This window comes from Desulfobacter sp., assembly GCA_028768525.1.
Lineage (GTDB): Bacteria > Desulfobacterota > Desulfobacteria > Desulfobacterales > Desulfobacteraceae > Desulfobacter.
On record CP054837.1, the window covers coordinates 174,050 to 186,640 of the forward strand.

The window sequence follows — 12,591 nt, forward strand, 5'->3', positions numbered from 1 at the left end:
GCTTAAAGAATTAACTGTTATGCAATTGCTGAATTTCCTGCTGCTGTTTTTTCAGCAGGTCCATCACATCAGCATTACAGCCCTTCCCCGCGCTTCTAATTTTACTTATTCTTAATATTTTATCGTTTTTTTCTTTTGATTTCAGTATCCGGGTAATCAGTGCACCTGCGGTTTCTCCCAGGTCTTCTGTTCCCGAAAAATCTTCCATGGCCATGGCCGCAATATCTTCCTGCCCCTTGGTCGACCCAATCCTGGCCATTACTGCCGTTACAAAATTTTCGCAGTCCCTCGGGGTGTCGACAATCAACATCGCCAAAGATTTCAGGTCCTGGGAATTGAAAGCGTCGATCACTTTTTTTTCGATTACTTCCGGAATAAGGTCCGGGTGGTGGAGCATCATGGCCAGTATCTGCTTTTCCCTGGGATCGGATTCAAGAATCTGCATCACTTCTGTTTCCTCAGCAGGGACAAGAGGCACCTTTTGCCTGTTCTGCCCGGAGACCGCCTCCCTCACCTTTTCCAGAACAGCTTTTTCATCTATGTTCAAAGTCTCGGCAAGCTCCCGGACATGCAGGGAGCGAAGGGCAGAATTGCTCAGTTGGGCAAGGTGTCCCTTCATTTCATCAAGGATTTTTATCCGCCCCTCAACACTTGCCCCGTGGGTTTCCATGGCAAGCTGCAGAAGAAACTGCAACACAGTCTGGGCCTTGTCTGCAAGGGCAAGGAACGCCTCCCTCCCCTGTGACATTACAAAGGAATCTGGATCATTTTTTCCAGGCAGCACCAGGATCCGGGTATCGATTCCTTCATTGACAAAGATATCAATACTCCGCTTTGCGGCGTTGACACCGGCGTCATCCGAATCAAAAACCAGGACCATCTGTCCGGCATACCCTTTTAAAATCCGTACATGTTCCCTGGTCAGGGCCGTGCCCAGACTGGCTACCGTATTTTTAATCCCGTGCTGGAACAGGGAGAGGAAGTCAAAATACCCCTCCACAATAAACACCTTCCCCTGCTTCCTGCATTCGGTTTTCGCTGCATGGAGTCCGTATAATATGCGGCTTTTGCTGTACACCGGGGTCTCGGGTGAATTCATGTATTTGGGCATCCCGTCATCCATGACCCGCCCGCCGAATCCGGCCACCTGCATATTAATATCAAAGATTGGGAACATGAGCCGGTTCCGGAACCGGTCATAAAAACCGTTGCCGGATTTTCTGGGCAGTACCAGTCCCGAATTAACGGCTATGTTTCTTGAAAGCTTTTCTTTTTTGAACAGGGTTACCACAGCGTCCCAGTCATCCGGGGAATACCCCAGCTTAAAGGTTTCAATGGTTTCCGCTGTCATGCCCCGCCTTTCAAGGTACCCTTTCACCCCGGTATCCGCTCTGGACTCCTCCATTTTTTCCGAGTAGAACGCCATGACACGCTTGTTCAGCCTGAACAAGGATTCCCTGATCTGAACCTCTTTGCGCTGGGCCGGGTTCATCTCCTGGGTTTCAACAACAATATTGTATTTACGGGCCAGCATGCGCACGGCTTCGGGAAAGGAGATGCCATGGTATTTCATGATGAATGAAAGGGCATTGCCTCCTGCGGAACATCCGAAGCAATGAAAAATCTGTTTTTCAGGATTAACTGAAAAAGAAGGCGTTTTTTCAGAATGGAAAGGACATAACCCAAAGTAATTCCTGCCGGATCTTTTAAGTATGACGGCTTCGGATACCACGTCCACAATATCCGAGGCATTTAATACTTCTGAAATTTTATCTTCAGGAATTAGCATTATGGGTGGTGCAGACTCCAAAATTAAAGCGGTTATGCAAGCTTAATAAGTTAATTACTGAATACGGTCTGTCAACAATTAAACTGGACTGCCTACTACAAACTGCCTTTGCTGGACAGGGAGCCCGAAACCCGTTCATGGGGTCTGGTCGCTGCGCACAAAGCCCTTCCAAGCGCCTTGAACACAGATTCAAGCACATGATGTTCGTTGACGCCGTAGTAGGCATTAATATGCAAATTAAATCCGCCTTTCACACACAGGGCCTGGAAAAATTCCTTGGCCAGATATGCATCGAAAGCACCCCTTGACTTTAAATCTCCGGGGATATTGTACACGAGATAGGGCCGGTTCGACAGGTCGATGGTCACCCTGGACAATGCTTCATCCATAGGGACGCAACTGTCGCCGAACCGCTGTATGCCCTTTTTATCTGCAAGGGCGCTGTGAATGGCTTGACCCAGTACCAGTCCTGTATCCTCAACGGTATGGTGAATATCCACCTCAAGATCCCCTTGGGCTGCCACCTTGAGATCGAAAAGCCCGTGGACGGTAAAGGCCGTAAGCATATGATCGAAGAAACCGATTCCAGTACTAATATCGGCCTTCCCCGTTCCGTCCAGATCCAGACGGATCTCTATTTTGGTTTCTTTTGTGTCTCGAGTAACAGTGGATTTTCGGCTCATTAAATCTTCCTTGAAACTGGCAGCAAAATGTTCTATATCCGGGTCATTCTTTTCGGGTGCCTTACCCGCTGTCGCTCTGAAAGGTCTCCCCCGGAAGACACGTCAAAACGAATCTTTTTAAAATACCCGATATGTATATATTTGTCAATCCGGATTAGTATCAAAAATGTCCGTAGGAAAGTCCTTGAAAATTAAACGGTTAGCCGTTATATTTTATGTTACACTCTCTAAAAATTAAAGAGCAACATGAATATTCCAACCGCCATATCAAACGCATACGCCCAGGGCGGCATTTACCAGAATAGGTACGCGAGTACAACTGCTGTCACCCCTTCCGAATTGAAGCAGTCCGACGAGTTTAAAACCATAGACCGGTCTGGGGAAGTTGACAGGAGTGGTGCCCTTACTGCGGCCGCCCGGAAGAATGATGCCCTGGACGGCGCGGAAAAATCCGGCCAGGACCAGAACCAGGCATCACCGGGGGCCCAGGAATCAGGCAATGCCGGGGCTGACTCAGCGCAACTGACCCAAGAAGAGATGCAGTTGGTGTATGAACTCAAACAGATTGACTCCCAGGTGCGCAACCATGAAATGGCCCACATTGCTGCCGGCGGTTCCTATATCACTTCAGGAGCAAGCTATACCTATCAAAAGGGACCTGACGGCAAGAGTTATGCCGTAGGCGGGGAAGTCAGCATTGACTCAGCTCCGGTGCCCGGAGACCCCGAGGCCACTATCCAAAAAATGAATCAGGTCCGCAGAGCCGCTCTTGCCCCTGGAGACCCCTCCCCCCAGGACAGAAAGGTGGCGGCCAATGCTTCCGCCCAGGCCCTCAAAGCCATGTCCGAACTCACCATTCAACAAGCCAAAGAACGAACCGAACAAAACGACACCCAGGTATTTGGGGATCGAAGAAAAGAAGCTGCAGACACCTATTCCCAGGTCAGTGCCCTGCCCGAAACTGAGACCTCCTCGTTTCAAATCGCCGTTTAGCCGGTTGCAGAATCTCCTCCGTCACCCTATTTTATGAGCTTGACAATCTGTTTAAACAGATCCCCTTCAGCAGTTTTCAGCAATTCAAAAATCAACATTTCAACACTGGTGATACCCGCACCGCCCCGTTCCAGTCGGTTCAGCCCGATAGCTTTATTTTCAGCAGTCCTTGACGAAACGCAGTCTGCTACCACCTGCACCTTACAGTTTCTGCCCACCAGATCAAGACCGGTCTGGTAAACGCAGATATGGGATTCAATTCCGGTAATAATAACCTGGCTCCTTCCCAGCGTATTAAAACGAGACATAAATTCGGGTTCGCCACAGCAGGAAAATGAGGACTTCTCAACGGGTGATTCCCCTTCCATCAGTTCAGAAATCCGCGGTGTGGTCCTGCCGAGCTTGGACGGTATCTGTTCCATCCATATGATTGGAATCCCCATCAGCTTTATGCTTTTGATCAATATTTCCAGATTGTTAAACAAGGATTCCTTTTCATACATGAGTTCTGCCAGTTGCCCCTGAACATCAACCAGAAGCATGACGGATTTATCAATCTCAAACATGTCGCTCTCCTTTTTTGGTTCTGACAGCGTATTGAAATTCCATGGTGCTTGGGCCATTTTAAACGTATATTGCCCTGAAAAGGCAAGAAATTATTTACTTTTCCGGGCTTGGTTATTTTATTAAGTTTTGATAAACTTAAACCAAAGGCACAAAGAATAAAGGAGAAACCATGGGCATATCCATCCATAACAGTGCATCGGCACTCCAGGCCTTTACCCGCCAGATGAATGTCTCCGCCAATAATGTCGCCAACAGTCTGTCGGATGAATTCAAAGCCTCCACCGCCTATAATATTGAAGACAAAAACGGCGGGGTGACTACCCATATCTCCAAATCCACCGAATCAGGCCCATTGGTGGAGGACCCGCTTAAAAATGACGGCTCTCTTAAAGAACTGTCAAACACCGATATCGCCAAGGAGCTTGTCAGCCAGATTTCGGCCCAGCACGGATTCGATGCCAACGCCAAGGTGATTTCAACCTACGATGAAACCCTTGGATCATTGATTGACACCATAGGATAACTTTAATAGAGTGCGAGAGTATCGGGACAGATTAAATTAAAACCGATATAAAGGGCAACAAATCAAACTATAAATCAGGGAAGAACATGCGCCGACTCAAGCACTCTCCGCCGATACTTGCCACACTATTTTTTTTCTTGATGGCCGGCTGCGCCGGTCTGAACACAGGCTACGACCAGCCAACCGTCACGGTATCCTCTTTTAAGGCCGTTCCCGGCCAAGGTCCAGTGCCCCGATTCGAAATAGGACTGCACATCGTCAACCCCAACCGAACAGAACTTTCCCTCAAAGGCGTGGCCTATACCATTGAAATAGAGGGCCATAAAATAATGACAGGGGTGGCAAAGGATTTGCCTGTAATTGAAGCCTACAGCGAAGAAGAGGTGATACTCACCGGTACCGTCAGTCTTTTCAACAGCATTGCCTTCTTTGCGGATCTTGCCGGGCACAAAAATCTTGACGGCCTCTCATACAGCCTTGAAGCCAAGCTCGACCCGGGCGCCCTGCATCCAGTGATCCGGGTCACCAAAAAAGGAACTCTATCCCTTGAGCCTCCCCAGTAAGCATATTAATCTTTTAATATGTTTTCTGCTCCTGGCCATTGTCGCGGGTTGCTCCAGCGCGGGCCACACGCCTCCGGCTTCTGTTCTGAACCGGACATCCACCGACCTTAAAAACCTGCCCGAAGCCCGCCGCATCGTCGTCGGACGGGCAGTCGAAAGCATCGGCGCAGATTACGCCTGGGGCGGTATCTCGCCTTCAACCGGGTTTGACTGTTCCGGGCTTGTGGTTTATACCCATTCGGCTGCCGGGGTTACAACCCCAAGAACCGCCAGGGCCATGTTTGCAGGGGGACGAAGGGTATCAAACCCTATTCAGCCAGGGGACCTTGTGTTTTTCAATTCCCCCCATAAGAGCAGCAGCATCCATGTCGGCATCTTCATCGGTGGCAACGCCTTTGTCCATGCACCGGGCCGGGGCAAGAAAGTACGGCAGGCCTCCCTGGCAAATCCCTATTTCGACAGGTATTTCATCGGCGCCAGATCATTTTTATAAAAAACCGCCATTATCAACCACCGGCAGGTTTCTGAATCTACAGGTCTGGCGTTTTATACTTCAGCATGTAAGGAATCCATACCCGGTGGGGTTCATAGGAGAGCTTAGCCCTGCGAAGCCCCTCTATACCGAGGTCCTGTTCCCGGTTTATAAATTCCGCCCTGCCCTTCAGGTGGATGGCAGTTTCTCGATTGATCAGCTGTGCAGCCCCTTTTAGCGCGATATTCGCCTTTTCAAAATGCACATTATATGTATTCTGCCCCATGGGACTGAACACGGAGAATGCCGCGACCCTGCCATCCGCCGTTATCATTATTCCTTCAAGCCCCAGTGCCTCCCAATGGGCAAAGGCGTTCTCCATGGCAATGAGCTCTTCGGCCAACGTTGCTGGAACCGGATCCATGGTATTGAGCAGATCCCCTGCAAACTTCCTGGCCCAGGGCAATTTTTCGGGAGTCAGTTGGTGCAGATTGTAATCTGGATGGTTTCTTTTAAACTGGGATATCAGATTCCGCTTCTTATGCAGCTTTGTACCCTTCAGTTCTGCTAGGTTTTCAGTCCGGTAGATATATTCTGCTGCGTCCCTGTCTTCCTCGACCTTGTAATACCGGACAATGCCGGGGAATCTGTCCAGATAGTTTTCCGGTACGAGGCAGATATCCGGAGACAGGCCTGCATCCAAGGCCCTGACCGAAAGCGCCCGAAGGGACTCAGGGTCCAGGGCGGGGCCCAGGGGCATGAACATGACCCTGTCTCTGCCGTCGTAGTTAACCAGGCAATCTCCATGGGTAAACCAGCTATACTGGTAAATCTCCGCCCAACAAAAGAGATTAACGAAATTGTATTCACATGACAGGAGCCCTGCTCCGGCATGGGCTGCAAGCGTCTCAAACCGATGCACCGTTGAACGGGTTTGCAAATTAAACGTCCCGTCCCTGCCTATTCCCGCTGCCGGTTTATTTTCCGCGAGGCTGACCTCCACCATTTTAAACCTTTAATCTCATGGGGATATGGCCCTCAAGGGGGCTGAACCCCATTTTCTCATAAAAGGATGCGGTACCGGGTTCAGCAACCAATCCGATCCAGTCCACGCCCCTTTTTTTTAATTCTTGGGCCAGAAACAAAACGATTTCCCTGGCGATTCCTTTATTCCTATATGCCTTTAATACGACTACATCCTGAATAAAAGCATCGCTGCAGAGATCAGACAGGGCCCGGCCCATTCCCACCATTTGGTTGCCGGCAAAGGCTCCTGCAAAAAGGGCAGATGAAATTGGAAGGCGCTCCAGAAAGCCGTAGTCATCCTCAAAGGCGGGCTCCCACCAGCCAGCATCCTTGTAAAGGTCCTTCATATCAGCCACCGGCGCCTGCTCCACCAACTCAATCCTCACGTCTGTCAAACTATATTCATGTGCCACTCTCACCTGCCATTATCTTCCTTGCAAAATACGGCAACACAAAAGCCGCCTGATGAACAGCTTCGGAATAGTATTTCAATTGGGACTGGACCTCCCGGGGAACCGGCCTGGCCGGCCTGACAAGCTCAGGCCCCAGGGACCCCATGCAGACACCGATATGGCCCCCCGGATAGGTCGGAACCAAAATATTGGCAAAGCCACGGACCGGGAACAGTTCACTGGTGATCTTAATCAAGTTCTCCACGCATTCCTGGTGAAGAAAGAAAGATTCACCCTGGGTGGCCACCACACCGCCGGGTTTCAGCGCCTGTTTCAATTTTTCGTAAAAAGGCTTCTCAAACAGGGCTTCTCCGGGACCGATGGGGTCGGAGGAGTCCACAATGATTACATCATAGGCCCGGTGTTTGCCTCCGACAAATTCATTCCCGTCCAAAAGGTGAACATTCACCCTGGGATCGTCAAATCCGCAGGCAAGGCCCGGCAGAAATTTTTTGGAGACCTGGATAACCTCAGGGTCAATTTCACAAAAATCAATTGAGGTAACGCAGTGGTGCCTGGCCACTTCCCTGAGCACACCGCCGTCCCCCCCGCCGATGACCAACACCTTTTCAGGATTGGGATGGGCAAACAGAGGCAGATGGGCCATCATCTCCTGGTATCCGAATTCATCACGTTCGGTGAGCTGGATGATGCCGTCCAAAACAAGCATTTTCCCGTGGGACCGGGTCTGGTAAAGATCAATCTGCTGGTATTGACTTTTATTGGAATAGAGCACCTCATCCACCTGGAGCGAAAGGGCAACCCCTTCCCACATGGGGCAGATTTCTGAAAACCATCCTTTTTCAATTTTGCTTAGATTCTTCATATTTCTTGGATTATTACTTTCAGGTTATTGTCGGAGGGAAATCTGCATCTTGTAATTATCTGCCTTGAAAAAAGAGAGGGCGAACTCAGCCACTTCTCTGGGCTCGTAAAATTTACAGGAGAAAATATCCAGGTAGGCGGCATTGGCTGCATTGGCAAAATGGCCGGAGATCAAAGAGGTCTCAATGAGCTGGGTCATGGAATAGCCAGCCACCTTTTCATCCTCGCCGAAATGGACAATCCGGCACTCCCCGAACCGTTTCATCCGGATTTTCTCGCAGAGTTCCACCACGAATTTTTCAATATATTCCGAATCACAGATGACCGCTGGATCACAGTCATATAAATCCACAGAGGTCAGCACCCCCCAGGGCAGGGCTTGCTCATAGGCTTTTCTCCAGGAAATGGGCAGGGTTTCCCTGTCCACCAGGGTACCCCGGGTAGTGTCGCCGCCTTGTCCTTCGGAATTCAGAAGCCCCCTGTTCTGGTCCGATGATACCACCACCCGCCTGGACCCGAATCCATCCTGCATGGACCCGATGGCCCGGTTCAAATCAATATTGTCCCCGCAGGTAAAAATATCCACAGCCGCATAATTATGTTCCGGCCAGGCATGGACGGTGAAATGGGATTCTGCAATAATCACCACGCCTGAGACTCCCTGGGGGGCAAACTGGTGAAAAGAGCTGCTGATGACAGTTGCCCCGCTGTCTCTGGCCGCCTTTAAAAGAGTTCTTTCAACAATTGCTTTATCCAGCAGTGCGCCTGCTCCGCAGTCGTAGTATTCAAGGGTCAACTGCCGGCCCAGGGCAAAAACCGGCTGGTCAGTAGCGGATTTTATATTTTTATCAAGCATTCAAAACAACTCCAGTATGTTCATGGGAATTTTCAATTATCACATTCCAGGTCTGGTCTTTCCGGCCCGTTAAAACCACAATCAACAACAAAATTACTGCAAAGGTAATCTTGATTGGGAAAAAATCAATGGATAAAGGAAATCAATATAATTCCATGATGGAGGAAAAACGCTGATATGCTGTTTCCCGGGGCAATTTTTTTTCTTCCAGGCGCCGGATCATGGACGGGACATTAAATCTGAGATAGGGATTGACTTTCAGTTCATCCTCCATGCATGACACAACAAGGCCTGGGTTGTATTTTTCACCATAGTCTTTGAGCGCAGGGTTACCGGGCTCTATAATTTGTGCATATTTCAAAGATTCGGCAACATAATCGTGGCCCGCATAAATTCGTGTGGTTCCGGGAAGGGCCATGAGCAGTTCCAAAGAGTGGTAAAAGGCGTTTAGGTCACCGGAAAAACAATTGCCCACCGTCCCGTTAAACAAAGTGTCGCCGGTGACGACAAACCCCGCTCCTTTAAAACATACCGAATCCGTGGTATGCCCGGGCGTCAGGAGCACTTCAAGGGACTGCCCCCCAAGGGGCAACTTCTGTCCATGGGCAAAGGACCGGCAGTCCATAAATTCAGCACCGGTCAATTCAAGGAGCCCCGCATTGCCCGGCGTATGGTCCGGGTGGTTGTGGGTGTTTGTTACCGTCGTTATCCGAATGCCCTTTGCCTTTGCAAATGAGGCGATGGCCACCGGATCCCCGCCGTCTATGGCTATCCCTCTCCCATCGTTGTAAACCAAATACCCCAGGTTATCAGAGGAAAACCCGAACTGCTCAATATCCATTCTTATGCTCCTTTAGCTATAGCGGCAAGGTAATGGTAAAGGCCGTAAAACTGCCCGGCTCCGAATCCACTTCAATGGTCCCTTTGTGCTGCTTCACCGCCCGCTTGGCAATAAATAAACCAAGTCCTGTTCCCTTTTTCCCTTTTTCTGAATAAAAGAGGGAAAAAATCTCCTTCTGATAGGTTCTGTCCAGGCCGGTGCCGTTATCCCGAATGGTAAACACAGCCCGGTCCTTTTCAAGCTCTACCTGTATTTTGATTTCCGGACCGGGGTGGTTTCTGACCCCGGCACAGGCGTCAATGGCATTTTCAAGAATGGCGATGAAGGCCGGCATCAGTGAGATTTTATCCATTTTAATGGTGGTGCCCGGCCTGGGAATATCCAGATTCAGGACGATGCCATGTTTTTTCATTTTAGTGTCCAGGGTGGTGGTGATTTCCTGGATAAAGTCAAACACATCTTCATCCGCCGGTTCAAGGGCCCGGTTCTTTGAATGGTAAAGGATATCCAGCACCATTTTTCTGACCATGGTGATCTTTTCCTTTACAATCTCCCAACCGTCGGCCACCATCTCCGTGTCCTTTTTTTGGATACCTGTGGAAATGAGGTAATCTCCCCCGTCCAGTCCGGTGAGCAGCCCCTTGATGCCGTGGGAAATGGAGGAAATATGCAGCCCGAGGGCGGCCAGGTGGTCCTGGAGGTCGTGTATATAGGTAACGTCGGTTGACATCTCCATGACATGGCGGATTTCCCCGTCTTCATCCACCACAGCCGAAGTCTGGACCAGAAAATTGCGCACACGGCCGTCGGCCAATGTGACATCCATTTCCGCCAGATGGGACCGGCCGTCCTTAAAGGTTTTAAGAACGGGACATCCCTCGCAGGGTCCGTCCTTCTGTTTATAGGCATTGTAGCAGCGGTGCCCGCCCCCATCCCCGAACTCCTCCTTGAAGCGGTGATTGGATTCCACGATATTTAAACTTTTGTCCTGGATGGTGATATAGGCTGGAATCTCGTTAAACAACTGGATATACCGCTTTTCCGAAGCGGCAAGTTTCCGGGTTTTTTCCTTTACCAGTTCCTCAAGATTCCGGGTGTACCGGCGCAGCTTGTCCCTGGTTTCAATTCTGTCCCGTGCCCGCTTCAGTGCAATTTCAAGGATATCGTTATTGATGGGCTTGGTGATGAAATCAACGGCATCCATTTTCAGGCTTTCGATGGCCAGGCCGAGGTCACCGTGCCCCGTGATCATGATCACCTCTATATCCGGGGTTCCCGTTTTAATGAACTTCAGCAGTTCAATGCCGTCCATGCCCGGCATCCGGATATCGGACAGGACGATGTCCGGCCTCAAGTCGTGAATCATTCTTGAGGCCTGACGGCCGTCTGCGGCGGTATGGACCTCGTATCCGGCATCGGTCAACGTGATATTCAATACCGTTCGGATGCCCTCTTCATCGTCAACCAGAAGGACCTTCATGGTTTGATTTCCCATCTATCTTATCTTCATTAATTTTGATTGCGGGGTGTTGGCCCATGCACTTGATGATCATCGCCTTTAAATAATCTGGATCAGCCGATTTTTCAACATAGTATTTGGGTAGCGGAGTGTTGTCCGACGCCCCTGCATTGAGCATTTTCACGTAATGGACAAAGGCATTGGGATCGACACCTGAAAAAATCAGGAGGGGAATTTCCTTGAGCATCGGATCGGCTACCAGTTCCTGATAGACCAGGGCACCGCCTTTTTCAGGCATCATGATATCTAAAATAATCATGTCGGGCAGTTTTCCACCCTGGTTGCCGTCCAGCGGCACCCCGGCGGTTTTTCCCAGCGCCTGGAGTCCCTGGGCCCCGTTTTTCACCATCACCGGATGGTGTCCCAATGCGTTGACCATGGTCATAAGGTAAAAACGCATCTCCATCTCATCCTCGATGATGAGAACGGTTTTCTTGTCTTTTGTTGTCATGGGGTGGTGTTGGGCTTCGGCCCTGACCGACAGGGAACCATTAAGTGAATTGTCTGAAATGCTTGGTTCCAGGTTTCCCATCCGCCAGGGCACGAAACAAGGTATAAAGTTGAATTAAAGCTTGTCGGGCTTATTCACACTGGCCACAGGACAGGCTGAACGCAGTACCACCTGCTCCACTGTGGAGCCCATAACCGCATAATCAATATCCACATCCTTGGTATGGTGGGCCATGACAATAAGGTCCCCGCTGGTTTCCCGGGCGAATTTTAAAAGCTCCACATAGGGGATTCCTTCCCAAACCGATATTTCATAGTTATCAAAATCCCCCATCTGTGAGACGTAAATCTCTTCAATCTTTTCTTTGGCCGCCTTGATCCTGGTTTCGATGGACATCTGCCCCGGCCCCACGCCGGCCTGGGAGGTCTCAATATTTACGGCATGGAAAAGGTGAAGCTTGCACCCGATGTGGCTGGCCATCTTATAAGCAAACTGGAAGGCGGACATGGATGCCTTTGAAAAATCCGTACCAAATACAATCTGATTAAAGTACCAGAAACAGGTCTCGCACGGGCGGGATATGATCAGTACAGGACATTTGGCCCGTAAGGCCACCTTTTGCATGGTGGTGCCCACAATCCCCCGGAACCGCTCCGCAGCCGGGTCATCCTGGCGGGCATGGGCGCCCATGATGATGCAGTCCGCGTTAATTTTTCGGGCATATCTGAGAATTTCCGTTGACGGTATGCCGGCCATGGTCTCATAAACCGGTTCTCCGTGTTTTTTGGCCAAGGATTCATAATTGGTTTTCATTTCGTCCTTGACCCATTCAATATAATCCGGGCCAGCCGTCTCTTTTTCTCCTGTGACGTAGTCGGTAATAAAAGCTCCGCTCCCATGGGAGGGCTCGCCGAACACGTGGAGCAGGGTCAGTTGAGCCTCGTATTTTTCCGCCAGTTCAAAGGCGATCTTGGCGGCGGCATCACAGGCAGGCGAGGAATTGGTGGCGAATAGAATTTGCTTAAACATGG

Annotated in this window: 15 protein-coding genes; 4 read left to right on the forward strand and 11 right to left on the reverse strand. The window is 50.1% G+C overall.

The features are described from left to right. Positions 1 to 10: 10 nt before the first annotated feature. Together HUN04_00735 and hisB are read right to left on the reverse strand one after the other, a co-directional pair. A complete protein-coding gene (locus tag HUN04_00735; protein WDP88348.1) occupies positions 11 to 1,789 on the reverse strand; it encodes a DNA primase in 1,779 nt (592 codons plus the stop codon). Between the two features lie 95 nt (positions 1,790 to 1,884). Next, positions 1,885 to 2,472: an imidazoleglycerol-phosphate dehydratase HisB gene (hisB, locus tag HUN04_00740; GenBank protein ID WDP88349.1), complete on the reverse strand. Its 588-nt coding sequence runs from the start codon at positions 2,470 to 2,472 to the stop codon at positions 1,885 to 1,887. A 246-nt stretch (positions 2,473 to 2,718) separates the two neighbouring features. Here hisB and HUN04_00745 point away from each other — a divergent pair, with 246 nt between their 5' ends. Beyond that, positions 2,719 to 3,465 carry a SprA-related family protein gene (locus tag HUN04_00745; GenBank protein ID WDP88350.1) on the forward strand — a complete coding sequence of 249 codons (747 nt, stop codon included), beginning with the start codon at positions 2,719 to 2,721 and terminating at the stop codon, positions 3,463 to 3,465. A 26-nt stretch (positions 3,466 to 3,491) separates the two neighbouring features. Here HUN04_00745 and HUN04_00750 read toward each other — a convergent pair whose 3' ends face one another. Next, entirely contained in the window at positions 3,492 to 4,031 is a 540-nt protein-coding gene (locus HUN04_00750) for a hydrolase (GenBank protein WDP88351.1), read from the reverse strand. Positions 4,032 to 4,201: 170 nt separating this feature from the next. Between HUN04_00750 and HUN04_00755 the strand changes: the two genes are divergently transcribed. From HUN04_00755 to HUN04_00765, 3 genes are all read left to right on the forward strand, one after another. After that, positions 4,202 to 4,555 (forward strand): hypothetical protein, encoded by a 354-nt coding sequence (locus HUN04_00755; protein ID WDP88352.1) that lies wholly within the window; start codon positions 4,202 to 4,204, stop codon positions 4,553 to 4,555. An 86-nt stretch (positions 4,556 to 4,641) separates the two neighbouring features. Further along, positions 4,642 to 5,118 carry an LEA type 2 family protein gene (locus HUN04_00760; protein WDP88353.1) on the forward strand — a complete coding sequence of 159 codons (477 nt, stop codon included), beginning with the start codon at positions 4,642 to 4,644 and terminating at the stop codon, positions 5,116 to 5,118. Continuing rightward, positions 5,102 to 5,611 carry a C40 family peptidase gene (locus HUN04_00765; GenBank protein WDP88354.1) on the forward strand — a complete coding sequence of 170 codons (510 nt, stop codon included), beginning with the start codon at positions 5,102 to 5,104 and terminating at the stop codon, positions 5,609 to 5,611. Before HUN04_00760 ends, HUN04_00765 begins: the two co-directional genes overlap by 17 nt. A 37-nt stretch (positions 5,612 to 5,648) precedes the next feature. Here HUN04_00765 and HUN04_00770 read toward each other — a convergent pair whose 3' ends face one another. The 8 genes from HUN04_00770 to HUN04_00805 form a co-directional block, all read right to left on the reverse strand. After that, positions 5,649 to 6,530, reverse strand: a complete 882-nt coding sequence (locus tag HUN04_00770) for a DUF2156 domain-containing protein (protein ID WDP88355.1) — start codon at positions 6,528 to 6,530, stop codon at positions 5,649 to 5,651. Between the two features lie 67 nt (positions 6,531 to 6,597). After that, positions 6,598 to 6,963 carry a GNAT family N-acetyltransferase gene (locus HUN04_00775; protein ID WDP93111.1) on the reverse strand — a complete coding sequence of 122 codons (366 nt, stop codon included), beginning with the start codon at positions 6,961 to 6,963 and terminating at the stop codon, positions 6,598 to 6,600. A gap of 55 nt (positions 6,964 to 7,018) precedes the next feature. Continuing rightward, entirely contained in the window at positions 7,019 to 7,894 is an 876-nt protein-coding gene (gene speE, locus HUN04_00780; GenBank protein WDP88356.1) for a spermidine synthase, read from the reverse strand. Between the two features lie 24 nt (positions 7,895 to 7,918). After that, complete coding sequence (gene speD, locus HUN04_00785; protein ID WDP88357.1) at positions 7,919 to 8,749, reverse strand: adenosylmethionine decarboxylase; 831 nt, start codon at positions 8,747 to 8,749, stop codon at positions 7,919 to 7,921. A gap of 142 nt (positions 8,750 to 8,891) precedes the next feature. Beyond that, positions 8,892 to 9,590 carry an MBL fold metallo-hydrolase gene (locus tag HUN04_00790; GenBank protein WDP88358.1) on the reverse strand — a complete coding sequence of 233 codons (699 nt, stop codon included), beginning with the start codon at positions 9,588 to 9,590 and terminating at the stop codon, positions 8,892 to 8,894. 16 nt (positions 9,591 to 9,606) lie between these two features. After that, the gene (locus HUN04_00795; GenBank protein WDP88359.1) at positions 9,607 to 11,085 is read right to left on the reverse strand and encodes a response regulator; all 1,479 of its coding nucleotides are present in this window, start codon (positions 11,083 to 11,085) and stop codon (positions 9,607 to 9,609) included. Next, a complete protein-coding gene (locus HUN04_00800; GenBank protein ID WDP88360.1) occupies positions 11,051 to 11,641 on the reverse strand; it encodes a response regulator in 591 nt (196 codons plus the stop codon). The genes HUN04_00795 and HUN04_00800 overlap by 35 nt, the downstream gene beginning before the upstream one ends. Before the next feature lie 33 nt (positions 11,642 to 11,674). Beyond that, positions 11,675 to 12,589 carry a universal stress protein gene (locus HUN04_00805; protein ID WDP88361.1) on the reverse strand — a complete coding sequence of 305 codons (915 nt, stop codon included), beginning with the start codon at positions 12,587 to 12,589 and terminating at the stop codon, positions 11,675 to 11,677. Positions 12,590 to 12,591: the final 2 nt, after the last annotated feature.

Bases quoted from the DNA above. Each gene is read 5' to 3' on its own strand.
- HUN04_00735 (WDP88348.1), bottom strand. From the start codon at position 1,789: ATGCTAATTCCTGAAGATAAAATTTCAGAAGTATTAAATGCCTCGGAT.
- hisB (WDP88349.1), bottom strand. From the start codon at position 2,472: ATGAGCCGAAAATCCACTGTTACTCGAGACACAAAAGAAACCAAAATA.
- HUN04_00745 (WDP88350.1), top strand. From the start codon at position 2,719: ATGAATATTCCAACCGCCATATCAAACGCATACGCCCAGGGCGGCATT.
- HUN04_00750 (WDP88351.1), bottom strand. From the start codon at position 4,031: ATGTTTGAGATTGATAAATCCGTCATGCTTCTGGTTGATGTTCAGGGG.
- HUN04_00755 (WDP88352.1), top strand. From the start codon at position 4,202: ATGGGCATATCCATCCATAACAGTGCATCGGCACTCCAGGCCTTTACC.
- HUN04_00760 (WDP88353.1), top strand. From the start codon at position 4,642: ATGCGCCGACTCAAGCACTCTCCGCCGATACTTGCCACACTATTTTTT.
- HUN04_00775 (WDP93111.1), bottom strand. From the start codon at position 6,963: ATGAAGGACCTTTACAAGGATGCTGGCTGGTGGGAGCCCGCCTTTGAG.
- speE (WDP88356.1), bottom strand. From the start codon at position 7,894: ATGAAGAATCTAAGCAAAATTGAAAAAGGATGGTTTTCAGAAATCTGC.
- speD (WDP88357.1), bottom strand. From the start codon at position 8,749: ATGCTTGATAAAAATATAAAATCCGCTACTGACCAGCCGGTTTTTGCC.
- HUN04_00790 (WDP88358.1), bottom strand. From the start codon at position 9,590: ATGGATATTGAGCAGTTCGGGTTTTCCTCTGATAACCTGGGGTATTTG.
- HUN04_00795 (WDP88359.1), bottom strand. From the start codon at position 11,085: ATGGGAAATCAAACCATGAAGGTCCTTCTGGTTGACGATGAAGAGGGC.
- HUN04_00800 (WDP88360.1), bottom strand. From the start codon at position 11,641: ATGGGAAACCTGGAACCAAGCATTTCAGACAATTCACTTAATGGTTCC.
- HUN04_00805 (WDP88361.1), bottom strand. From the start codon at position 12,589: ATGTTTAAGCAAATTCTATTCGCCACCAATTCCTCGCCTGCCTGTGAT.